The 23742-nt window shown below is 61.2% G+C and carries 20 protein-coding genes; 13 read left to right on the top strand and 7 right to left on the bottom strand.

The window, feature by feature from the left end; translation table 11 throughout:
- Positions 1-10: 10 nt before the first annotated feature.
- From paaK to ACT53M_RS04185, 3 genes are all read left to right on the top strand, one after another.
- Complete coding sequence (paaK, locus tag ACT53M_RS04175) at positions 11-1291, top strand: phenylacetate--CoA ligase PaaK (RefSeq protein ID WP_476231680.1); 1281 nt, start codon at positions 11-13, stop codon at positions 1289-1291.
- A gap of 68 nt (positions 1292-1359) precedes the next feature.
- Complete coding sequence (locus ACT53M_RS04180; RefSeq protein ID WP_476231681.1) at positions 1360-1947, top strand: TetR/AcrR family transcriptional regulator; 588 nt, start codon at positions 1360-1362, stop codon at positions 1945-1947.
- A 136-nt stretch (positions 1948-2083) separates the two neighbouring features.
- Positions 2084-2452 (top strand): hypothetical protein, encoded by a 369-nt coding sequence (locus ACT53M_RS04185; RefSeq protein WP_476231682.1) that lies wholly within the window; start codon positions 2084-2086, stop codon positions 2450-2452.
- Between the two features lie 38 nt (positions 2453-2490).
- On the opposite strand, the gene ACT53M_RS04190 is transcribed toward ACT53M_RS04185, so the two are convergent.
- On the bottom strand, positions 2491-2970 hold the full coding sequence (locus ACT53M_RS04190) for an Lrp/AsnC family transcriptional regulator (protein WP_476231683.1): 480 nt from the start codon (positions 2968-2970) through the stop codon (positions 2491-2493).
- Positions 2971-3084: 114 nt separating this feature from the next.
- Here ACT53M_RS04190 and ACT53M_RS04195 point away from each other — a divergent pair, with 114 nt between their 5' ends.
- Genes ACT53M_RS04195 through lpdA form a run of 7 tightly spaced genes read left to right on the top strand, consistent with a single transcriptional unit; the run spans position 3085 to position 10401 of the window.
- Positions 3085-4287 carry an amino acid aminotransferase gene (locus ACT53M_RS04195; protein ID WP_476231684.1) on the top strand — a complete coding sequence of 401 codons (1203 nt, stop codon included), beginning with the start codon at positions 3085-3087 and terminating at the stop codon, positions 4285-4287.
- A 14-nt stretch (positions 4288-4301) separates the two neighbouring features.
- Entirely contained in the window at positions 4302-6383 is a 2082-nt protein-coding gene (locus tag ACT53M_RS04200) for a transketolase C-terminal domain-containing protein (RefSeq protein WP_476231685.1), read from the top strand.
- A 15-nt stretch (positions 6384-6398) separates the two neighbouring features.
- Positions 6399-7649: a dihydrolipoamide acetyltransferase family protein gene (locus ACT53M_RS04205; RefSeq protein ID WP_476231686.1), complete on the top strand. Its 1251-nt coding sequence runs from the start codon at positions 6399-6401 to the stop codon at positions 7647-7649.
- The gene (locus ACT53M_RS04210) at positions 7642-7968 is read left to right on the top strand and encodes an EthD family reductase (RefSeq protein ID WP_476231688.1); all 327 of its coding nucleotides are present in this window, start codon (positions 7642-7644) and stop codon (positions 7966-7968) included. Before ACT53M_RS04205 ends, ACT53M_RS04210 begins: the two co-directional genes overlap by 8 nt.
- Positions 7969-8018: 50 nt before the next feature.
- Complete coding sequence (locus ACT53M_RS04215) at positions 8019-8354, top strand: acyl-CoA thioesterase (RefSeq protein ID WP_476232391.1); 336 nt, start codon at positions 8019-8021, stop codon at positions 8352-8354.
- A gap of 3 nt (positions 8355-8357) precedes the next feature.
- The gene (locus ACT53M_RS04220; RefSeq protein WP_476231689.1) at positions 8358-9002 is read left to right on the top strand and encodes a phenylacetic acid degradation protein PaaY; all 645 of its coding nucleotides are present in this window, start codon (positions 8358-8360) and stop codon (positions 9000-9002) included.
- Positions 8995-10401, top strand: a complete 1407-nt coding sequence (gene lpdA / locus ACT53M_RS04225; RefSeq protein WP_476231690.1) for a dihydrolipoyl dehydrogenase — start codon at positions 8995-8997, stop codon at positions 10399-10401. The genes ACT53M_RS04220 and lpdA overlap by 8 nt, the downstream gene beginning before the upstream one ends.
- 564 nt (positions 10402-10965) lie before the next feature.
- On the opposite strand, the gene ACT53M_RS04230 is transcribed toward lpdA, so the two are convergent.
- Positions 10966-11334 (bottom strand): RidA family protein, encoded by a 369-nt coding sequence (locus tag ACT53M_RS04230; protein WP_476231692.1) that lies wholly within the window; start codon positions 11332-11334, stop codon positions 10966-10968.
- 128 nt (positions 11335-11462) lie between these two features.
- Positions 11463-12434 (bottom strand): LysR substrate-binding domain-containing protein, encoded by a 972-nt coding sequence (locus ACT53M_RS04235; protein ID WP_476231694.1) that lies wholly within the window; start codon positions 12432-12434, stop codon positions 11463-11465.
- Between the two features lie 303 nt (positions 12435-12737).
- Between ACT53M_RS04235 and ACT53M_RS04240 the strand changes: the two genes are divergently transcribed.
- The 3 genes from ACT53M_RS04240 to ACT53M_RS04250 are packed head-to-tail and all read left to right on the top strand — an operon-like array spanning position 12738 to position 15564.
- Positions 12738-13049 (top strand): (2Fe-2S)-binding protein, encoded by a 312-nt coding sequence (locus tag ACT53M_RS04240; protein WP_476231695.1) that lies wholly within the window; start codon positions 12738-12740, stop codon positions 13047-13049.
- The gene (locus ACT53M_RS04245) at positions 13049-14407 is read left to right on the top strand and encodes an FAD-dependent oxidoreductase (RefSeq protein WP_476231696.1); all 1359 of its coding nucleotides are present in this window, start codon (positions 13049-13051) and stop codon (positions 14405-14407) included. Before ACT53M_RS04240 ends, ACT53M_RS04245 begins: the two co-directional genes overlap by 1 nt.
- Positions 14404-15564 carry an NAD(P)/FAD-dependent oxidoreductase gene (locus ACT53M_RS04250; RefSeq protein WP_476231697.1) on the top strand — a complete coding sequence of 387 codons (1161 nt, stop codon included), beginning with the start codon at positions 14404-14406 and terminating at the stop codon, positions 15562-15564. Before ACT53M_RS04245 ends, ACT53M_RS04250 begins: the two co-directional genes overlap by 4 nt.
- A gap of 105 nt (positions 15565-15669) precedes the next feature.
- Here the strand turns inward: ACT53M_RS04250 and ACT53M_RS04255 are convergent, their stop codons facing one another.
- The 4 genes from ACT53M_RS04255 to ACT53M_RS04270 all read right to left on the bottom strand — a co-directional run bounded on the left by ACT53M_RS04255 (position 15670) and on the right by ACT53M_RS04270 (position 23548).
- Entirely contained in the window at positions 15670-17040 is a 1371-nt protein-coding gene (locus ACT53M_RS04255; RefSeq protein WP_476231698.1) for an MFS transporter, read from the bottom strand.
- A gap of 54 nt (positions 17041-17094) precedes the next feature.
- Positions 17095-18852: a hydantoinase B/oxoprolinase family protein gene (locus ACT53M_RS04260; RefSeq protein WP_476231699.1), complete on the bottom strand. Its 1758-nt coding sequence runs from the start codon at positions 18850-18852 to the stop codon at positions 17095-17097.
- An 11-nt stretch (positions 18853-18863) separates the two neighbouring features.
- Entirely contained in the window at positions 18864-20903 is a 2040-nt protein-coding gene (locus ACT53M_RS04265; protein ID WP_476231700.1) for a hydantoinase/oxoprolinase family protein, read from the bottom strand.
- Between the two features lie 170 nt (positions 20904-21073).
- On the bottom strand, positions 21074-23548 hold the full coding sequence (locus tag ACT53M_RS04270) for a TonB-dependent receptor plug domain-containing protein (RefSeq protein ID WP_476231701.1): 2475 nt from the start codon (positions 23546-23548) through the stop codon (positions 21074-21076).
- Between the last annotated feature and the right edge of the window lie 194 nt (positions 23549-23742).

Here is a 23742-nt window from a genome sequence, read left to right on the forward strand (position 1 = left end):
GACCACGCCGGTGTCGGACGTCGATCTTGGCCCTCCGACACCGGCCGCTCTGCGGGCGACCCAGCTCGATCGGCTGCGATGGACGCTCGCCCATGCCTACGATCATTCGGCTCATTACCGTCGTGCATTCGATGCGCACGGACTCCGACCGGATGACCTGAGGTCGCTGGCCGACCTCCCGCGCTTCCCCTTCACCACCAAAGCGGACCTGCGGGACAATTATCCATTCGGCATGTTTGCCGTCCCGATGGACAAAGTCGCGCGCCTTCACGCCTCCTCAGGGACCACCGGCCAGCCAACGGTCGTCGGCTACACCGCCGAGGACATCCGGACCTGGGCCTCTCTCGTTGCCCGGTCGATCCACGCGGCAGGCGGTCGTCCGGGGATGAAAGTCCACGTGGCTTACGGCTATGGCCTCTTCACCGGCGGGCTTGGCGCCCACTACGGCGCCGAAGCGCTGGGCTGCACGGTCATCCCTATGTCGGGCGGGCAAACCGAAAAGCAGGTTCGCCTGATCAAGGATTTCACGCCCGACATCATCATGGTTACGCCCAGTTACATGCTTGCGATCCTCGATGAGTTTAGGCGACAGGGCATCGATCCCGCTGCTTCGTCCCTGCGCTATGGCATTTTCGGCGCGGAGCCGTGGACGGACGCGATGCGTGCCGAGATCGAGCAGGCGTTCACCCTTCAGGCGAGCGACATCTATGGATTGTCGGAGCTGATGGGGCCGGGCGTCGCAGCCGAGTTCGCAAACTCGACCGGCGGCACCACGATCTGGGAGGATCACTTTTATCCTGAGGTCATCGACCCCGAGAGCGGCAGCGTTCTCGCCGATGGCGAAGAAGGCGAACTTGTCCTCACCTCGCTGACCCGCCAAGCGCTACCGATCATTCGATACCGCACGCGGGACATAACCCGCCTGCTGCCGGGTGACCGAACGCCGATGCGGCGCATGGCAAGGATCGCTGGACGATCCGACGACATGCTCATCATTCGCGGCGTGAACGTTTTCCCGAGCCAGATCGAAGAGATCATTCTCGGCTGCCCGGCCTTTGGCCCGCATTTTCTCGTCGAACTGACGCGGCCTAACCGGATGGACGAGGCAAGGCTCAAGGTTGAGCCCCGCGCAGGCGCCGCCGCCGAGGAAATCAACCGGGACGCGCGGCTTCTGGCCGGAAGGATCAAGGAGATGGCTGGCGTTACCGTCGGCATCGACGTCATCGAGCCTGGCTCTCTTCCGCGATCCGCTGGCAAGGCCGCGCGCGTCCGCGACCTGCGCCAGGGGTGAATGACGGTTGATATGCGGCGATGGAATGATAGTCCAAAGGGCAGGGATCGATCGCTAGAAAGAGTGTAATGGCAAGGACGCAGGCCGCCGACTACGAACAACGCCGCGAAGCGATCGTGGACAAGGCTGCCGCGCTGTTCGCAAAAAAGGGATTTCTCGGCGCGTCAATATCCGAGCTGGCTAAGGCCTGCGCCATGTCTAAGTCGCTCCTCTACCATTATTATGGATCAAAAGAGGAAGTCCTGAACGCGGTTATGCTCTCGCACATCGACCAGCTCATCGCCGACGTCGAGGCGGTCATCGAGCGGGATCTTCCACCGCGTGACAAGCTGTCGGCGCTGATCCATGCGTTCATGAGCCACTATGTGGGGGCGGCTGATCGGCAGAAGGTTCTGCTCAACGAGTTGGACAATCTGCCCGCAAAGGATCGGAAAGTCGTCGTCTCGAAGCAACGGCTGATCATTGCAACCGTGCAAAAGCTGGTCGGCGAAATCTTCACCGGCGACAGTGACGCGGAAGCCCGCGTCCGTACCATGCTCGTGTTCGGCATGATCAACTGGACCCACACCTGGTTCAACGACAAGGGGCCTGTGTCGGCCGACCGGCTCGCCAGTATGGCCGTTGATCTGACGCTGGCTGCAGCCGGCAAGCCCTGACCGAGCCCGAGCTCTCTGTCCCTCCGGCTGATACTACCCAGATTAAATGTCCGACCGGACGGTCAGTCTTTCCAAGCTCATTAACGGATGCTATCGCTCCAAGATTGCGGGGCAGACGACCCTGCGAGGGGACAGGATGGCGTTCGAAGTCCAGGCCAATCCGGAGAAGAACCGCATCACCGTCACTCTGACGGGATTCGCCACGCTCAATGACGTCAAGCGGTTCGAGGACGAACTTCTTCGGGCGCACGAACTTTTGCCCAAATTCCGCGGCCCGCACCAGCTTCTCTACGACGTGTCCGCGGCGAAGATTCAAGCGAAGGATGTTGTGGACGCCTTACGCGAACTCGCCATCCACTCGCCGTCCAGGTCCGCCTTCGCGCTCGTCAACGCAAGCGCTCTCGCCGGGCGCCAACTCGACCGGATTTTCTCCGGCATCGACCTTCATCGCAGCAAGGACCGACAGGAAGCGGAAGTCTGGCTCGACGCGCAGGTCGCGAAATGATCCCTGCCGCTCAGTCCGACGGCCGCACGGCCTCTGCCTCAGACGGGAACAGCCGTCGTCGACTTCACGCGCTTCAAGGCGAAGTGAGAGGCGGAGGTCGCGACGCTGTCCTGCGCCAGCAACTCCCGCATCAAGAATTCCTCATATTCGCGGACGTCATGGACAATCACGCGGACAAGATAATCCCATTCACCTGACATCGAATAGCAGTCCATGATCTTGTCATGCCCGAGCGCGAATTTCTCGAACTGCGCGCGGGCGTCGATCGCGTGCGACTTCATCCGGACCTGGCAGATAATGTCGAGGCCTTTCCCGACCTTCGCCGTATCAACGAGGCGTACGGTCTCCCGCAGCACGCCATCGTCCTCAAGCGCTTTGAGGCGCCGCCAGCAGGAGGCCGGTGAAGTTGAGACGCGTTCGGCTAGCTCTGCCTGGCTGATGTTGCCCTCGCGCTGAACCGTGCGAAGAATTCGCCGGTCAAGCGCATCGAGTTTTCTGACTTGATTATCTTCATCCACAATTCGGTACCTCGCCGGAGTATGATCATCACGATATAGCGAAATAACGAGTCATTTGAAAAGCAATTCGCAGGAGGATGATATAAATGATTCCCTCGAAAGAGGGTGCTGAAGATGCAAGAAGAGAATGTTCTGGACCGCGCCGACCGAGGCATTCTCGGCGCGCTCACCGCCCAGCCCGCCGACGCGCTACTCGCGCTGATCGGTGCATTCCGAAGCGACCCACGCGCTGACAAGATTGATGTCGGTGTTGGCGTATATCGCGATCCACAAGGGCGGACGCCTGTACTCCGGGCCGTCAAGGAAGCGGAGCGCCGTCTGCTCGATGAGCAGCAGAGCAAGGGGTATCTCGGGCCCGAAGGGGATATTGGCTATTTCGAAGCCCTCAAGCCGATCATCTTCGGTTCTCACAACTTGGCCGATCGCTTGTCGGGCCTCCAGACCCCGGGGGGCACCGGCGCACTTCGCGTCGCAGCCGAACTGATCGCCCGCGGCAGGCCGGGCGCACGCGTCTGGGTCGGCAATCCCACCTGGCCCAACCATCCCCCGATCCTGAAGGCGGCAGGGCTCACCGTCGCTACCTACGACCACTATGATGTCGCGAGTCAGCGGCTCACGATCGAGCCGATCCTGGCCGCGCTGGCGCAAGCGGCGCCGGGCGACGTCGCCTTGCTGCACGGCTGCTGCCACAATCCCACCGGTGCCGACTTCGAGATCGACCAATGGAAGGCCATTGCCGACTTGCTGCGCGCCCGCGGCGTGCTGCCACTCATCGACTTGGCGTATCAGGGGCTTGGCAATGGACTAGACGAAGACGCGGCTGGTACGCGCCTCACTCTGGACATCGTCGGCGAAGGCCTGGTTGCTTATAGCTGCGACAAGAATTTCGGCCTTTATCGCGAGCGCGTCGGCGCCCTCTATGGGGTATCGAAGTCCGCCGAGCAGGCAGCGATCGTTCAGTCCAACCTGCTTTCGCTGACGCGCGCCAACTGGTCCATGCCACCCGACCACGGGGCCGCGATCGTTCGCGTCATCCTGCAGGACCCCGATCTGTCGGCGAAGTGGCGGGCCGAACTCGCTGAGATGCGCGAACGCATCCAGCACATCCGCGACCTTCTGGGCGATGCCGATCCCGCGCTCGCCCCGCTCGCTCCGCAGCGCGGCATGTTCTCGACCCTGCCGCTCAGTGTCGAAGATGTCGCGCGCCTGCGCGACGAGCGTGGGATCTACATGCCGTCGTCGGGGCGAATCAACCTTGCCGGCCTCACTCCCGAGACCGTGCCTCCATTTGTCGCCGCGCTCGCGTCGCTTCGCTGATCTACGGGAATTTCATGGCACAGACTGCCCTCAAGCCGCACTTGCGCAACGCTCCCGATTCGACTGTCGATTGGGCCCGGGTGGCCTACCTCGTTTCGCTCTCGCGAGCCCTAGACAAGATGGAAGAAACGCGCCTCGTCCCCGAGAAAAAGGTGCTCTATCAATTCTCCGCACGCGGCCATGATCTTGGCCAGGTCCTCCTCGGATGCCGCCTGGACGACGCAGCGGACGCAACGTGCGGCTATTACCGTTCGCGCCCGATGTTGCTTTCGCTCGGCGTCGATGTCGCGGACGCGCTCGGCTCGGCGATGGGCCGTGCAGGCGGCTACTCCGACGGGCGCGATATCGGCGTGGTCTTCAACTATCCGAACCCCAACGGCGCCTCGGCGCTGCCCATGTGCGGCGGGGTCGGTGCCCAATATACGCCGACGGCCGGCTGGGCCCAGGCGATCGAGTATCACCGTACCGTTCTCAAGGATCCCGCCTATGACAAGGCGATCGCGGTTGTGCTGGGCGGCGACGGCTCGGTGGCGTCGAATGGGTTCTGGGCGGCGCTGACCGTCGCCACCACGCAAAAGCTGCCGATGCTGTTCTATATTGAGGACAACGGCTTCGGCATATCGGTGCCCTCGACCTTCCAGACACCCGGCGGCAACATCGCCGCCAATCTTGCCAGCTGGTCGGGCCTGACGATCTACTCAGGCGACGGCACCGACCCCGCCGAGGCTGCACGCCTGATCGACGAGGCGGTAGCGCATGTGCGCAACGAGCGGGCGCCGGCACTGCTGCGCCTGACCGTGCCACGCCTGCAGGGGCACAGCTTTCAGGACACTCAAACCTATAAGTCGCAGGAGTTCGTCGCTTCCGAATGGGAACGCGATCCTCTCCCGAAGCTGAAGTCGTACCTTGTGCCCGCGGTGCTTACCGATGACGACTGGACCGAGCTCGAACAGCGTGCAGAGGCCGACGCCGAAGCGGCGCGAGAGCGCGCTGAAGCGCGCGGAATCGCCGAACCGAGCACGGTGTTGAACAACGTCTTTTTTGAAGAAGGTGCGCTCCAAGTCGAAGGCGGCCAGTGGAATCATGGCTACATCGCGCCCGCGACGAGCGATGAGTCAAAGCCCGAAGGCCAGCGGATCAATATGGTCACCGCGATCCGCCGCACGCTCGAGCACGAATTGGAGATCAACCCCCGCGTCGTCCTGTTCGGCGAGGATATCGGCCCCAAGGGTGGCGTCCATGCCGTGACGCTCGGGCTGCAGGAGAAGTTCGGGTTCGATCGCGTATTCGATACCAGCCTCTCGGAGGAAGGTATCGTTGGACGGGCGGTCGGGATGGCGCTGGCCGGCCTCATGCCGGTTCCCGAGATTCAGTTCCGCAAATATGCCGAGCCCGCCACCGAGCAAATCAACGACTGCGGAACCATGCGCTGGCGTACCAACAACCGGTTTGCCGCCCCGATGGTGCTGCGCGTGCCCGGCGGATTTTTTAAATGCGGCGATCCTTGGCACAGCCAAACCAACGAGGTCGCTTTCATCCACAATCCTGGCTGGAAGGTCGCAGTACCGTCCAACGCCGAGGATGCGGTCGGGCTGTTGCGCACGTCGCTGCGCGGCAATGATCCGGTGCTCTTCTTTGAGCACCGTGCGATGCTCGACGATGTCTGGGCGCGTCGCCCCTATCCGGGCGACGACTTTGCCCTGCCGTTCGGTCGGGCCAAGACGACGGTGTCAGGCAACGACATCACCATTGTGACCTGGGGAGCGATGGTCCCGCGCTGCGAAGAGGCCGCGAAGGACCGCTCGGCTGACGTCATCGATCTCAGAACGCTGATGCCGTGGGACAAGGAGGCGGTTCTGTCTTCCGTTCGTCGCACGCGGCGTTGTCTGATCGTCCATGAGGATTTGAGGACGGCCGGCTTCGGTGCCGAGATCGCAGCCGTGGTTGCCGACGAGGCCTTCATCGACCTCGACGCACCCGTGGCACGGCTCACGATGCCTGACATCCCGAGCCCTCATAATCCGATCCTGCTCGAATGGGCGGTGCCCTCGGTCGCGCGCATCCGCGCCAAGATCGACGAACTCGTCGGCTTCTGACGGGAAGGGATGACCATGATCGACATCATCGTGCCCTTCGAACAGGAAGGCACCAAGGCCATCGTCCGCAGCTGGCTGAAGAAGCCCGGTGAGCGGGTCGCGCTTAACGACCCGCTGGTCGAGCTGGAAACGGACAAGGTCACCCAGGAAGTCTCGTCACCCGGTGACGGCATATTGGAGGAGATTCTTCTCGATACCGATGCTGAGGCCCTCCCTGGCGCGATTCTCGGCCGGCTCCGGAACGTCGAAGAGCAAGCAGCGAACGCGCCCACCACGGCTGAGTTGGCCTCGGCGCCGGCCGCCGTGCCGGACCGGCGCAAGCCTATCGGCAATCCCGATAAGTGTCTCTCTCCCGCAGTACGCCGTGCGGTTCGCCAGCACGACGTCGACCTATCCGCGTTAGCGGGGACGGGTCGTGGTGGAAGGATTACCCGCGCCGATGTCGACCGGTTCGTGGCGGATCGCGGCACCATCTCGGCAATCACCGCGCCATCGGCCCCTGTTGCCGCCAATCCCGCACCGGGGGCCAATCCGGCGCCAGCGTTGGCTGAGAAGGCGATCGCGGGTGTCCGCAGCGTTCCGCACGACCGGATGCGCCTGGCGATCGCCCAGAACATGCTGAACTCGGTGACCGTTGCGCCGCACGTGACCGCGGTGTTCGAGGCCGATTTCAGCCGCATTATGGCCCATCGCGCCAAGCACAAATCGGAGTTTCAGAAGAGCGGCGCGAACCTCACCTTCACGGCCTACATTTTGGCCGCCGCTGCCGAAGCGATGAAAGTAGCGCCTGCGATCAATAGCCGCTGGTACGATGATCGCATCGACATCTATGATGACATCAACATCGGCGTCGGCACGGCGCTCGGCGACAAAGGCCTGGTCGTCCCCATCGTCAGTCAGGTCCAGGAACTCTCCCTCCTCGGCCTGGCCAAGCGACTGACCGAACTTACCTCCCGCGCCCGCGAGGGGAAGCTGAGCCCCGCCGATATGCGAGGCGGTACGTTCACGGTCTCCAATCACGGGGTCTCGGGATCGCTCTTCGCGTCACCAATCATCATCGCGCAGCCGCAGTCGGCGATACTTGGCGTCGGCAAGCTCGAGAAGCGTGTCGTCGTGCGTGAGATCGATAGTGTCGACACCATTCAGGTGCGCCCGCTCTGTTACGTCTCGCTCACGATCGACCATCGCGTGGTCGATGGCCATCAGACCAATCTCTGGCTCTCGCGCTTCGTCCAGTTCATTGAGGAGTGGCCCCCGAATGATTGAAGTCAACCAGACAAGCGGCGGCGTTCGCCTTCTTGCCCTTTACAGCAAGCCTGTTGATGAGGCCGCGTTCCTCGACCACTATGACCGCGTTCACACCCCACTTGTGATGGCGATCCCACACATGCGGAGCTTGAGAGTGTCTCGCGTTTCGCAAAGCCTGATGGGCGAGCGAGGCTATTTCCTCATGGCCGAAATGGCGTTCGATAATCAGACGAGTTTCGCGCAGGCCATGGCTTCCCGCGAGAACCGCGCCGCGGCGGCGGACCTGAACAGCTTCGCCGCTAGCCTTGTCACCTTGATGGTGGTCGAGGACCGGTGACCGAGGAAGTTCAACCGCCGCATGATGCTGCAGCCGTGCGCGTGATCGCGATGCCAGCCGACACCAATCCGCTCGGTGACATTTTCGGCGGATGGCTGATGTGTCAGATGGATCTAGCAGCCGGAAGCGTTGCCGCCCGACGCGCAGAAGGGCGGGCTGTAACCATCTCGGCTGAGTCCATGACTTTTCTGCGGCCGGTCAAGGTGGGGGACGAGGTGTCGGTTTACGCCGCACTCGAGAGCACCGGTCGCACATCGATGCGCATCAACGTGGAGGCGTGGCGCCGGCCGCGCCACACGGCTCTCGCCGAGAAGGTAACCGAAGCCGCATTCACCTTCGTCGCGGTCGACGACGATGGGCGCCCGCGGCCGCTTCCCGAAGGCTGAACGGTGCCGAGCTACGCTTTCGAAGGCCTGCGGCCAGTGGTTGCCCCCGATGCCTATATTCATCCGAGCGCGGTCCTGATCGGCGACGTGGAAATCGGCGCAGGTTGCTACGTCGGGCCTAATGCCTCGCTCCGCGCGGATTTCGGTCGGATCGAAATTGGTCTCGGGGCGAATATTCAGGACAATTGCACCGTCCACAGTTTCCCGGGCCGGGTCGTCTCCGTCGGGGCGAATGGTCATGTCGGACACGGCGCGACCCTTCACGGGTGCACCGTGGGAGACAATGCTTTGATTGGCATAAACGCTGTCGTGATGGACGACGCGATCGTCGGGCCCGACTGCATCGTGGGCGCACACAGCTTCATCAAGGCGGGCGCGGAATGCGCGCCAGGCACACTTTGGACGGGATCACCTGCTCGGGAGGTTCGCGCTGTCACCAACGAGGAGAAGGCCTGGAAGCTCCGTGGGACGCTCGAATATCAAGCGCTGGCAGCCCGCAGCCTTAAATCGTTGGTGCAATGCGAGCCGCTCACGGCGGCCGAACCCGATCGCCCGCGATTACGCGGCGACTACAAGCCGCTGAGCGAGTGGCGCGCTCCTTCGCCGACTACACGCGACCAAGATAAGGTTATGAGCAAAGATGGCTGACTACGATTTCGACGTCTTGGTGATCGGTGCCGGCCCCGGCGGCTATGTCGCGGCAATTCGTGCCGCGCAGCTCGGGCTGAAGACCGGGTGCGTCGAGGGGCGCGAGACACTCGGCGGAACCTGCCTCAATGTCGGCTGCATTCCGTCCAAGGCGATGCTCCACGCCTCGGAATATTTCGATGCGGCGGCGAACGGCACGATGGCCAATATGGGCATCAAGGTCACGGCCGAGCTCGACCTCGATACGATGCACGGCCAGCGCAAGGATGCGGTCAAGCAGCTCACCGGCGGCATCGAGTTCCTGTTCAAGAAGAACAAGATCGAATGGCTCAAGGGCTATGCAGCGTTCACCGGCAAGGACTCGGTGAAGGTCGGCGACCGTGAGATCCGCGCGAAGAACTTCGTCATCGCTACCGGCTCGTCGGTCACCCCGCTTCCTGGCGTAGAGATCGACCAGAAGGTCGTGGTCGACAGCACGGGCGCGCTCGAGCTGCCCAAAGTGCCGCAGCACCTCGTGGTGATCGGCGGCGGCGTGATCGGGCTCGAGCTCGGCAGTGTGTGGCGCCGGCTCGGGGCGAAGGTGACCTGCGTCGAGTTCCTCGACCAGATCCTGCCCGGCTTCGACGGCGATGTGCGCAAGGAATCCAACAAGATCTTCAAGAAGCAGGGCATCGAGTTCAAGCTGGCGACCAAGGTCACCGGCGTTACCGTCCACGGCGACAAGGCGACGCTGACGGTCGAGCCCGTAGCCGGCGGCGCGGCGGAGAAGATTGGGGCGGACGTCGTGCTCGTGTCGATCGGCCGCAAGCCCAATACCGACGGCCTCGCGCTGGACAAGGCAGGGCTCGCCACCAATCAGCGCGGCCAGATCGAGATCGATCATGACTTCCGCACCTCGGTGCCCGGCATCTGGGCGATCGGCGACGTCGTCCCCGGCCCGATGCTCGCGCACAAGGCCGAGGACGAAGGCATCGCGGTCGCCGAGAACATCGCCGGCCAGCACGGCATCGTGAACCACGACGTGATCCCGAGCGTGGTTTATACGTGGCCAGAGATTGCCGGTGTCGGCCTGACCGAGGAAGCCGCCAAGGCCAAGCTCGCCGAGACTGGTGGCGAAGTGAAGGTCGGCAAGTTCCCGATGCTCGCCAACAGCCGCGCCAAGACCAATCATGAGCCCGACGGCTTCGTGAAGGTGATCGCCGACGCCAAGACCGACCGCGTGCTCGGCGTGTGGATCATCGCCAGCGTCGCCGGCACGATGATCGCCCAGGCCGCTCAGGCGATGGAGTTCGGCGCCACGTCCGAAGACATCGCCTACACCTGCCATGCGCACCCGACACACAGCGAGGCAATAAAGGAGGCGGCGATGGCGGTGAAGGGCAAGCCAATTCACATTTGACGGACGAACAGCTCGCCGCGCTAGTTTCCCTTCCTGAGACTATCCCGCACCCAAGCCAGGAATTTGCGGTTTGTCTCTCGAAGGGCGAGTAGGGACGCCATATACTCTGGGTCATCACGCCTAATTGCAACGATCGGCCACGAAGCTTGGTGCAACGCGAGCGCTGATCTTGTCTTGGCTATCTCCCGACGGAACTCTCCGATTTGATGCACTTCAGTGAATACATGTTCTCCTGTTACGTTAACGGCTGAAAGCTGTTCGGCGATCAGCCGACGCAGTTTGATGCCGGCGGCGCGATTATCCGCCTGCTCGTTGTCAGCCAATTCCGCCGATTGTCGAAGCGTGGCCTCAAGCGCATCTACAGCGCGAAGCAAATTATCCCTAGAGGTCACTCCGCCGACCTGTTCGATATTCCTGCCGGCATATAAACTCGCGTCTTACGTGTGGCAGATCATCCGCGTAGCTGATTTGAAAAGCGCCCGCTGTCAAAGACGGAATTTCGCGTTTCCCATTCTTTCAAGTTATAGAAGACGCGTTGAGCGCGGGGTGGCCAGAGTATCCGGCCTAACCGTTGCTATTAGGTAGTGCGGCAATCGCGATGATCTCCACCAACACATCCGGTGCGCCCATTTCGCACTGGCAGGTTGCACGGGCTGGCGCGGCCTGAGGATCAATCCATGCATCCCACGCCGTATTCATCGCCGCAAAGTCACGCGCGATGTCGCGCAGCCAGATCTGGACCGATATGAGACGGCTCTTGTCGGTGCCCGCCTCCGCAAGGATTTTGTCGATTTTTGCGAGTGCTTGGACCGTCTGCTCACGAATCTCGACAGTGCGATCGTCCGCCACCTGTCCACCGAGAAATAGCAGCCCGTTGACAGCGACGGCGCGTCCGCGTCTGGGGTTCGTCACTATCCGTGTAATCTCGTTCATTCCACGCGCCCTATCTTTGGGACCGAGTGGCCCCTGCCGACAAAGTGCTACGGTCAGAGGAGCTATTGGTCCAAGTCGACTTTAGGGCGACACCTTTCGCAGGGGTTATACCAGGGCTGCCTGACGCCTCAGCTTGTGCGCTTTCGAGTTCCCCGCTTAGCGGGAGAGGGCTTCGGCAGCACGCTCAAGCCTGGCGCGGCTTCATGCTCCACAAGCACCGAATGGGCGGCCTCCTTGGCTCGTTCTCGCAGTTCTTCAACAAAAGCTTCTACGATGTGTGCATTTCGACTGTCCGCACTGCGACAGAGCTGGAAATTGTAGGGAATCTCAGGCTGGAAGCGGCGAACCGCAACACGGTGTTCGAGCCCGCTGACCATCAGCGGATGAATTAACGAAACGCCAAGCCCGGCAGCCACGAACTCGCAGACGGTGGGCGCCGCATTCGTGACCAGGACGATCTGCGGCTCGACCTTGTATCGCTCAAGTGTCGTCGCGACGAGGTGAGCAACGTAGATGTCGGAATCGAAGGCAATAAATGGAATTCCGATTAGATCCTGGGGCTCAATGTGCGTCTTCGCGGCCAAGGCATGGTCAGGCGGCATGATGCATACCAACGGCTGCTCGAGAACGGGTTCCATTGTAAGATAAGGATTGTCGACACGCGCGCTGACAAGGCCCACGTCGAGTTTACGGGAAACGAGCCACTCCACGATCCATTGCGATCCCACCGCCTGAACCGAGCAAAAGACATTACCGCGCGCTTGCAAGAACCCGGTCGTGACCTTCTGGATGAACGTGTTCGCCAACGCCGGCAACACGCCTATCGCAAGTCGTCCCTGCTCCTCCCGCCTTATTGCCTCTACCGCATTTTCAACTTGGCGCACGCCGGAGAAGATTCGGCCCACCTCGTCATAAAGGCGCATGCCGTGCTCTGTCGGCGCCAGCCGGCCTTTCACGCGATCAAAGAGCCGCAACGCCGTGTCGAATTCTAGATGGGCGATGAGCTTACTTAAGGCAGGCTGCGAGACATTCAGGATTTCTGAAGCTCGGCTTACCGTTCCGTTCTCTATAACGGCTTTGAACGCTTCGATTTGACGCAAGTTGATGTGTCTCGGCACTCATAACCCCCACAAATAGAGCGGCGGACCCCTAATCGCTATTTGCATATCCTACGACGGCCTGGCGCACGGCGTCTAGATGCGACATTCTCAACAGCCGCGTTCATCCCCGCTTTAAAGCGAAGCGACGCAGGCGCGTCGTGCTCTCACCAGTGGCCTCCATCTATATCACATCGCCACGAAGCGAGCCTATAACCCCTGGGAATATTCTCCCCGTAATCCGGCCTTTGACCGCTTGGACCGTTCCGACAATCCTTCAGGCAGTTATCCGTCTCAGGGGCATGTATGTTTCGCAAGATCGAACCCAGAGGATCGGGGGAAAATCAGGTTAGTCTATCGGTCGATGGCTCATTGCTGAGCGCGGAGGAGGGCGAACCGGTGGCTGCCGTGTTGCTGCGGGTTGCCCCCTTTACCTCCCGCAACACGCCAGTGACGGGCGCAGCTCGTGCGCCCTACTGCATGATGGGTGCATGTTTTGACTGCCTAGTGGAGATCGACGGCGAGACTTCGACGCGCGCGTGCATGAAGGGCGTGCGAGATGGAATGGTTGTGCGTCGTCAAACTGAACGTCCCATTCCAGTGAAAGCAGGGAACTGATGAACGCCGTATTGGTGATCGGGGCGGGCCCGGCCGGGATGTCGGCTGCCTTGGAACTCCAAGACCGGGGTTTGCCGGTTATCATAGTGGATGACCAAACAGCACCGGGCGGCCGTATCTTTGCCGGCATTGAGAAGCGGCACCTCCATGGGCGGGAAGACAAATCGGGAGCTGCACTTGTCGCCCGTTTTCGCGCCGCCGGAGGCGAATATCTCAGCGCAACCGAAGTCTGGCAGATCGATTCCGGAACGCGGGTTTTCTTGACCCACGAAGGCCGCGCAAGGATGATCGAGCCCGAATTCGTCCTCCTGGCGACCGGGGCCCAGGAGCGCCCCATGCCCTTTTCCGGGTGGCAACTACCCGGCGTAATGACAGTGGGCGGAGCCCAAATTCTTTTAAAAACCGCCGGTCAAGTACCAGACAGACCTGTCTGGCTCGCGGGAACAGGACCGCTGCTTCTTCTCTACGCCCGCCAACTTGTTGCCGCTGGAGGAGCGGTGGCGGGCATATTGGACACCGCCCCTCGACGTCGCAGCATCACCGCGCTCCCCCTTATCCCGCGCGCTCTGCCTTATGGTTGGCGAGACTTAGCGAGGGGAGTGGGCTGGCTTGCCGCGCTGAGCCGGTTGCGTGTCGTCCGTAATGTTGGATCGCTCGAGGCACTAGGTACAGACCGTATAAAAGGCGTCCGCTTCAGAACGAGAGACGGAACAGAAGCCGAAGTCGATACTGAACTTCTCCTCGTGCATGACGGGGTCATACCGGCAGTACATACGACGATGGCGGCGGGTTGCGCCCATCGATGGAATTCGATGCAGCAAAGCTTCGAACCTTTACTGGATGAATTCGGGGGAAGCTCCATTCCGAATATCTTCGTTGCCGGTGATGGGGCGACAATCGCGGGGGCGCGTGCAGCAACTATATCTGGCCGACTAGCCGCAGTCGGAATAGCGCGCGCCGCAGGCAGGATGTCACACGAGGCCGCCGAAACTGCCGCCATTCCGCTCCGTCGTGAATTGGCGGCGGCGAGCGCCTTCCGTGGACTGATCGACACGCTTTATCCTCCCTCCGACCTGGCGCTGGCAGATAACACAATGGTCTGTCGGTGCGAGGAAGTGAGTGCAGGGAAGATTCGTGAAGCTCTTCACGCCCGACCACATCTAGGACCAGACGGCGTGAAGATCGCCACCAGAGCGGGCATGGGGCCGTGCCAAGGGCGCCAGTGCGGTCTTAGTGTCGCGAGACTCGTGCAAGAAATTCACGGAGGAACCGGTTCGGATATCGGCTTCCTGCGCGTCCGCGCGCCCTTGAAGCCTCTCACGCTTGGCGAACTCGCCAGTCTGGAGACGAATTCGTGACCGAAACCGCAGATGTCCTTGTCATCGGCGGAGGCCTGCACGGCTTGTCGGCTGCGCTCCAGATCGCCCGCCGCGGATCTCGCGTCATCCTGCTGGAGCGGTCTCGGATTGGTCGTCACTCCTCTGGTGCCTCTGCAGCGGGTGTGCGAACCCTCAGTCGCGCACGAGCAGAACTGCCAATCTCCCTCGAAGCTATGGAGATGTGGCACCACATGGAGGAGATAGTCGGGGACGATTGTGGATTTCGCGCGTACGGGCAACTGCAGGTAGCCGAGACCGACGCGGAGCTTCAATCCCTGCGCAACAGGGTCGGTCGATTGCGCCAAGATGGCTTCACCAACGAAGAGATAATAGACGCCGACGCAATTCGTTCGATAGTGCCATGCCTAGCACCGGTTTACTTGGGAGGCGCTTTTGCACCGCGTGACGGCGCAGCCGATCCCCACCGGACATTGTCCGCGTATTTACATGCCGCGGTAGACGCCGGTGTCGCGGTGCACGAGGGCGTTGGCGTGACCGCACTTGTTCGCAGTCAAGGTACTTGGAAGCTGACGGATGGCCAACGTCAATGGGAGGCGCCGCTTGTGGTGAATGCAGCAGGCGCGTGGGCAGGCGAGATCGCGGCGATGGCCGGAGACGAAATCCCGATCGGGACCAAGGCGTCGATGATGATAGTCACGGAGCGTATCGCGCCCTTCATCCGGCCGACAGTGATCTCGATGAAGCGCAAGCTTTCATTCAAGCAAAGCAATCAGGGAACTCTTCTGATCGGCGGAGGGCAGCAGGGACGCGCTGATCTTTCCAAGGAGTCCTCAGACGTCGACGTACGGTTGCTCGCGAAGTCCGCCGCAGCGGCCACACAATTATTCCCGGGGGTAGACCGATTGCGCATCGTCCGCACGTGGGCGGGGCTTGAAGCCAAAACCAGCGACAATGTGGCCGTTGCGGGGCTCTCCCCCTCCGGCCCTGGACTCTTGCATCTCTTTGGATTCAGCGGACACGGGTTCCAGCTCGTACCGGCTTTAGGCGTTGCGGCAGCCGAACTTCTTCTCGAAGGCCGCAGTCGCGTCGATATCGCCGGTCTTGCACCACAGCGGCTAATGGGCAGGGTGCCTGCTCCGGCGCGCGACAATGCCGGCTCGGCCGACTGCGAATAACTTCTTCTCGGCAGTTTGAACTTGAAGTGAGCCTATGCCGTGAGCGACCCACTCGCTTCCCTGTCTTCTCACAGTGCAGGAAGCGGCGAGGGTGAACCCACTCGCCTATTCTTCGCCGACCACAGGCTCCGCGATAGTAGCAAGGAACGCCAGGCAGATTAGCGACGAGAGCGAGAGGAACACGAAAACGTGGTCCCAACTATAAGAGTCGAGGATGACCCCTGCGATGAAGGGGAAGCACGCAGCACCCAGTGCGGCACCAGTGCCGCAGGCGCCATAGGCGATGGGGTAGATCTCGCGCGTCGTCAGGCTCATTGGATATGTCGTAAAATGCGGGTACCCCAATCCAACCGCGAAGCCCGCAAAAAGGAGCAGAGCGCCCGTGAAGGTGACACTCGGCGGCGAATAGATCAGACAGATGATGGCGACAGCGGTGAAGAGCGCCCCGAACATCATTAGAGGCTTGCGCCGCAACCCAAGCAAACTGTCAGATATCCATCCGCCAGCGAAGTTTCCCGCAACCGCGCCTGCGAAGAGCGTCGACGACAGCAACCCAGCTGTACCGAGCGTAAAATGCTTTGCGTTGAGGAGATACGATGGGATCCACGCGAGGAATACATTGAAAATCCCAACCATAAAGATCGTGGCGAAGGTATTGCCAATGAGGTTCCAGGACCGGAATACGCCACCGAAGGTGTCGATGAGCGCGACCGGCTTGCGGCGAATCGCCTTGTCGACCCAAGAAGGCACCTGCCATCCGGAAGACTGCTTGGCGGAATCCTCGTCCGCCCGAGCCTGAGGATTGCGAATGAGTGCCAGTTCGGCGGACGAGACAAAACGCGAGTCTTCGGGACGGCTACGCACGAAAAAGTACCAGATGAATGCTGCTCCTAGGACCGGCAGGGCGAAGACTTGGAAGATCGCCCGCCACCCGAAAGCCTGGAGGATGAGGACAGCGAGCGGTGGGCACAGCACCGGTCCAAGCTTCGATGCGCCCCAATAGAAGCCCGTCGCCGTCCCGCGCTCCCGCACGGAGAACCATTGGTTGATCGTGGTAATGCAGCAGACCGAGATCATCGCCTCTGCGACCCCCAGCACGGAGCGGAAGATCTTGATATCGAGCGGTGCCCCGCTGGTTCCGATCAGATACGAGGCAATGGCGGCGATGACGAGCCCAACCATCATCAGGTGGCGCGGCCCAAAGCGACGAACCAGCATGCTGGCTGGTATCTGCGACCCCGCGAAGCAGAAGAACATCAGCGTCGCGAAAAGTCCCGCTTCGGCGTTGCTGATATGGAATTCTGCCTTCACCGCCGGAAGGGCAACGCCAAGGTTCGCCCGGTCCGCCGCGACCAGCATATAGATGAAGCAGACCAGCGAGAGGATGACCCATCGGAACATCGAGCCGCGCGAGGCCCGGTTCACGGGCGGCATTTCGGCGTCGAGCTGGGCCCGGCTCGATGTTTCAACGGTCATTACGCGAACCCCTTCGTATTGTGATCCTCGAGACTTCGGCCCTTACGACCACGCTCAAAGCTTGATCGCGCTTTGCCCGAACTCATCCAGAACTGCGCGGACCCGCTCGATTCCATAGTCACGCTCGGCCGCCGCCCGCGTAACGACTCCGTCGCGCAGGTCCGTCGCGATATGCGCAAGCGAGCGATCTTCGCACTCGCCGAACCCACCTCCGCCCGGCGTCTCGACACGAATGCTTTGCCCTGCATTCAGCACAAAGTTGGCGACCTTGGTCGGAAGCGCCTTCTGGTCTTCTCGGCCGGCGTTGAATGTCACCGAACTCAGCCCTCCGGTCAGGCCGCCCGCAATGCCTTCTGCGCCGTGGATGTAGCTGTCCGAACGCGCCGAAAACGTCGTTCCATCCTGGAGAGCCCGGATCTGGCGAGCGATGCCAAGGCCGCCCCGCTGGCGGCCCGCTCCGCCGGAATCAATGGCGAGCCCATATTCTTCGCAGATGAGAGGAAACTCGTTCTCCAGCGCCTCGGTCGGGAGGTTAAGGCTATTGGTGACATGGACATGGATCGCGTCCATGCCATCGCCGTCGTAGCGCGCACCGCTGCCGCCGCCGATCGTCTCGGCCACGACATAGAACCGTCCTGTTTCCGGTTGCGACCCGGAGAGCATGATCGATGGTAAGAGATCGTTGCTGGAAGCGAACAGGCGATCCTCCGGAAGGACGTCGCGAAAGGCGCCGAACACGGCGCCAGCGATTTTCTGGCAGGTGTTGCTGCGTACGCCACAGGCGGCGGGGAACCGGGGGTTCACGATCGTGCCCTCAGGCGCGGCGATCGTCACGCCCGTGAACATCCCGCTGTTGGGCATCAGTTCCGGGTCGAGCAGCGCCTTGACGCAATAGTAGATCGTGGCGCGCAGAGCGCTATTTGGCACGTTGAAGGCACCCTGCGCCTGGGGGCCCGTGCCCTCGAAGTCGATATGCAGCGTGTCGCCGCCAAGAGTGACGGTGGCAACAATCGGCACCGGCTCGCTCCCGCTTCCGTCGTCATCCAGCCATGTCGTGAAGCTGTGCTTACCCGCCGGCAGTGCCGCTAGCCTCCTACGCAATCGCTCCGATGTGTAGGAAAAGACGTCGCGGATTGCGGCCTTGGCATTGTCGAGTCCCATGCGCAGGAAAAGCGCTCGCGCTTCGTCACCTCCTCGAGCATTGACGGCGATCTGAACCTTGAGGTCGAGACGCCGCTCTTCCGAAAGGCGCGAGTTGCTGGCGATCAGGTTGAGCAGGTCCTCGTCGATTTCGCCGGCGCGGGCGATCCGGATGATCGGGATGCGCAGCCCTTCCTCGAAGATCGAGCGGGCAGCCGGAGAGATCGAGCCGGGGACGGCTCCGCCGAGGTCCGAATGATGGCCAATGTTCGCAGCGAAGGCGACGACCGCCCCATCGATGAAGACGGGGCTGACGATCGAGACGTCGGGGATATGCGTCCCGCCTGCGAGATACGGGTCGTTGCAGATAAATGCGTCGCCCTCGGCCATGTCCGCGATCTTGTAGCGGTCCAGCAGCGCTTCCACCGCACCGAGCAGCGAGCCGAGGTGGATGGGTATATGCGTCCCCTGCGCGATGAGGCCGCCCTCCGCGTCGAAGATCCCGACCGAGAAATCCCTTCGCTCCTTGATCTGCGACGAATACGAGGAGCGCATCATGTTCAACGCCATGTTCTCCGTGATGGAGAGCATCCGGTTGCTGAATATCTCCATTGCGATAGCATCAAAGCGCCGCCCATCCTGGCGGCCTGTGTTGAGATGGGTATCGGCCATGCTGTTCTCGCTCAATTCGTGATGACGATGTTGCCGAAGGCGTCGACCTCGGCGCTCTGCCCGGCCAGGACGACTGTGGTCGAGCTCATCTCCTCGATGATCGCGGGACCAAGCATGTGCTCGCCGATGGGTAGCGCCGATCGGCGATAGATCGGCGTCGCCAGCCATCCGTCGGCAGCGCCAAAATAGACAGTTCGCTCGTCTATCTTTGCCTCGGCAATGCTAGATCCGCCGACGTGCGACGCCTCCAGCGTTTTCGGGACATAGCCTACCGCTCTGAGACGGCAGCCGAGGATAAACACAGGCTGGTCAGGATGGTCATAGCCATAGGTAGCCCGATGGACGGCAGCGAAGCTGTCGAGGAACGCCTCAAGCCCAGCCTCGTCGATCGCCTCGATGGGAATCCGGATCTCATGACTCTGGCCAGCATAATGGGCATCAATCGCAAACTGGAAGCTGCGAAGGCTTCGATCAACCTTTTCGGACGCCAGCCATTTGTCGCCTTCTGCGGCCATCTCGCAGAGGGCAGAGCAGACCCTTGCCCAGCTCTCGTTCGTTGCATTCGCCAATTGCATGCGCACGAAATCGAGGCTGACGTCCGATAACAGCACGCCCCGGGCACACATCGTACCAGGTTCTTGGGGTACCACGATACGCTCGATGCCGGCCTCCCGCGCCACTTCGGCGGCGTGGAGGGGGCCGGCACCACCGAAGGCGAAGAGCGCAAGCTCGCTGACGTTATGGCCCTGCTCAGTCGTCACGGCGCGGATCGCCCGGCTCATGTTGGCCGCAGCCACCTGGATCATGCCGAAGGCCGCGTCCTCGACGGAGATGCCAAGCGGACGAGCGATACGCTCCTCCAGGCTCGCGACCGCAGCGGCCCGATCGACCGGCATCCGCCCATCGAGCAAGGCGACGGGATTAAGGCGATTGAGGCAGATGTTCGCGTCGGTGAGCGTTGGCTCTACGCCGCCTCGCGAATAGGCGACCGGGCCGGGCGAAGCACCGGCGCTGCGTGGTCCGAGCTTCAGCGCATTGGCTTCGTCCACGTGGGCGATGCTGCCGCCGCCCGCACCGATGACGTGGATGTCGATCATCGGCAACTTGACCGGATAGCCCGCGACATCACGGCTCGTTGCAAGCTTGGGCTTGCCCTCGACGATCAACGACACGTCGGTGCTGGTTCCCCCAACATCGAAGGTCACCAGGTCGGGGAAGCCCGCGGCGGCGCCGACAACCGCAGCGCCCATAACGCCGGCCGCAGGTCCTGAGAGGCATGTGGTGACCGGGAGGCGTTTGGCGCTCTCGATCGACAGCAGGCCGCCGTTGGAATGGACTATCATGGGCGCGACGGCGATCCCCAATTCGCTGATCTTGCGCTTCAGTCGATCAAAATAGGCGGCCATTCTGGGACCGACATAGGCGTTGAGCACCGTGGTCGAGGTGCGCTCATATTCTCGGAACTCGGGCAGGACGTTCGAAGAGGTGCAGATATAGACGCCGGGAAGCTTGCGCGCCGCGATCCTTGCCGCAGCTTCTTCATGCTCCGGGTTCTTGTAAGAGTGCAAGAACGAGATCGCGATGGCCTCGACGCCCGTCTGTGCCAGTTCATCGAGCACCGTCTCGAGCTCGGCCTCGTCGAGGGGGTTCAGGCATTCGCCCTTGGCGTTGAGCCTCTCATTAACTTCGCGGCGGCGGTAGCGCTCGACCAGTGGATCGGGCTTCCGGATCGCCATGTCGTACAGCGCAGGTCTGGTCTGTCGACCGATCGCGAGGACGTCGCGAAATCCTTTCGTGGTCACCAACCCGGTCGGCACACCACGGCGCTCGATAATCATGTTTGTCGCCACGGTGGTGCCATGGCCGATATACGAGACCGCAGACGGTTCGATACCGAACAGCTCCAGAGCTTGTGATATCCCGTTTACAATAGCATCCGATGGGTCATCCGGCGTGGACGAAAGCTTGAAATAAAGGTTCTCACCGGTTCCTACATTTGCGATAGTTAAATCGGTGAACGTGCCGCCCACATCGACGCCAATCCGAAACATTATACTTTCATCCTTTTGGCGGCACCGATGTCGCGCCACTTGCCTGTGGGACCCAAAGACGATCTCTGACCATAACAGATTGCCGTCGCGGTTTTCTGGAAATCGGCGGACAGCTCCTTCGCTGCCCGCCTAGCCAAGCAAGGCTTCGCCGCGCGACTCGGGCCTTTTGGTCAGAATTCAACCTGTACGCGGCCATAATAAAATCCGCCGGTAAATCCGAAAGGACTGATCCTTGGCAGGGTCCCGTACCCAAATTGCGCCAATGGGATGTTGGTGGCCGGTGGGTAAGTATTGAATACATTGTCGGCACCGATGGCCAGGCTCACCTTTTTTGATAGGTGATACTGGACCTGAGCATTCGTGATCCACTGCGCCGGAAACATTCGGTCATTCGCTGCGCTGGTACCTGGAACCGTATACTTGCCGTAACGGATCTCCTGGAGGTTGAAGCTAAATTTGCTTACTTCCCAATTTGCGCTCAGCGCCACCTTGCTGTCGGGGATAGCGTTGGTGAGATAGCCTTGGCTTACCCTGTCGAACTGAACATAGGATGCACCGAGCGAGTTCAGTGCCCCCGGATTGGGCGCGATGCGCGTAATTTTTGTACGATTGACATTCAGCGCGGCGCTCAGCCGAAGATTCCCCATCGAAGCGAAATTAAGGCGGTAGGTTGCGACAACGTCGGCGCCGGTCGTGCGGGTATTCACCGCGTTAGTGAAATATTGCCCTGCAAGGTTCGCCGGCAAGCCATTGGCCACGAGAATGGCGTTAACGGCAGGCCCCTGAAGGACGCTCCCGAGAACGATACGGTCGCGCACGGACACGATATAGCCGTCGACGGTGACGTTGAAGTTGGGAGCGGGGCTAAGCGTGAGGCCAACGCTCGTGTCGACGGACTTTTCGGGCCGGAGCGGTGTCGCCCCCAACGCTTTCGCCGCTGCAGTATCCACCGGAAGAATCTGGAACGTGATGAGCTGTCCAAAATTTGCAGCGGCCGTACTCGGATTGATGCGGGCGAACGAATAATGCTGCTGAGCAAGGCTGGGAGCATGGAAGCCATTCCCGAAAGAACCGCGCAAAGACAGCCAATCAGTGACCTTATACCTGCCGTCGATTTTTCCGACCACGCTGGTCCCGGAGGAGTCGTTGAACCGCTCCACTCGCCCGGCTGCGCCGATGAACAGGCGGTCGGTCGGCTCATAGCCGAGCTCGGCATAGGCGCTCAGGATGTTCCGCTTCCACGAGCCGGAATCGGCGGGCCGCAAGCCTTGGGCGTATTGCGACCCTGCCGCTAATGGGACCCCAGCGAAGGCCTGCCCGGCGGGTCGTACATAACCCCCGTAATTGTAGCTCGAAGGTTCACCTGCACCGGTATCAAACCACTCAAGGCGATGCTGTAGTCCCCACGAGACCTGCAGGCTGCCACCGTTCGAGATTTCAAATTTGCGGGTGACGTCAAGCGAGTTCGCCCATTCCTTCGACGTCAGCGAACCAAGGTAAAAATCCGTCGGACTTGACGGCCCGAGGCTCGCATTCAAGCTGTTGTACAGATATTGCGGTGCGTGATCCTCGCCAAAGGTAGAGGATAAATTCCAGTCCCAGCCGCTCAAAGCTCCGCGGGCGCCAACTGCCAACTGGCCGTCATTTTCCTTGATCCGCAAAACCGGGTAAGCCAGTCCAGGGTAGATCTCAGGCAAGACGTTCGCGCTGTTCGGGAAAAGAGGAGGATATACGATATCTTGGAGGCGGCGGCTGAACGTGCCGAAGGAATAAATCTCTATGCCACCGATTTGGTCGTGTCCGTTGAAACCGACCTGGAATTGGGTAGCCGGATACGGGCCAAAACCATGGCTGATTTGTCGATTGATCGATGTTTCGCGAGGATCAGGCTGACCGTTCGCCAGCTTTGGGAAAATCTGGATGCTCGAGTCAACGGGGTAGGATCGATCGCCTTGTTCCTGATTTTGGAACGTGAAAAACAGGCTGAGGAATCCAGTATCGGAATACTTGAAGCCGTAATCGCCGCGAACAATGGCAAGTTGGCCATCGCTCCGGTCGAAGTTCTGCCCGTACTGTGCGCTGATGGAACCGCCGGGGGTATCTTTCAGAATAAGGTTCACAACGCCAGCAATGGCGTCTGAACCATATTGCGCAGCTGCGCCCTCACGCAGGACCTCGACGCGACCGATGCCGGACGTAGGGATCATACTCAGATCAACGGGCGCCGAACCATTATAGAGGCCGTTGCCAGTGTTGATCAGCGCTGAGTGGTGCCAGCGCATTCCATTCACCAGAACCAGCGTCTGGTCTGGGTTCAATCCTCGCAGGCCGCCTGCGCGCACGGCGCTCGCGGTGCCACCTCCAGGCTTCTGGGCCTCATTGAACGAAGGAACTTGAATCTGCAGGTCCTGATAAAGACTCGCATGCCCGCCGTCCTTGATCTCTTTCCCGCTGATCACATCGATCGGGGTTGGGCTGTCTAGCGCAGAGCGAGGCTTTCCCCGCACACCCGTGACGACAATCTCTGACGCCTGCGAAGTGTCATCCGCGCTGCTGGACTGACCCGCTTCCGTCGCCTGCGCGCAAGCGGGAGAAGCGGCCAGTGCCGCAAAAAGAGCTGCGGTCGCGGAGGTCGCCGCCAGCAAGATTGCGCGGCGCCGGTGCTTCTCGTCCCTAGGCATGCTGTAACCCCCCTTTTTGTCTCGAACGTGACGCTCTCTGCGTTCACAAATTCGAAATATGGAGAAAGCGAGGGATGCACACCAAGACCGATTTCCGGGTTAATTATTCTTCAGGGTTATGGAGTTTCCGTATCGGTTGCCCGAGCGCGGCGCCAGGG

It is taken from the genome of Sphingomonas sp. DMC6, from assembly GCF_056314225.1.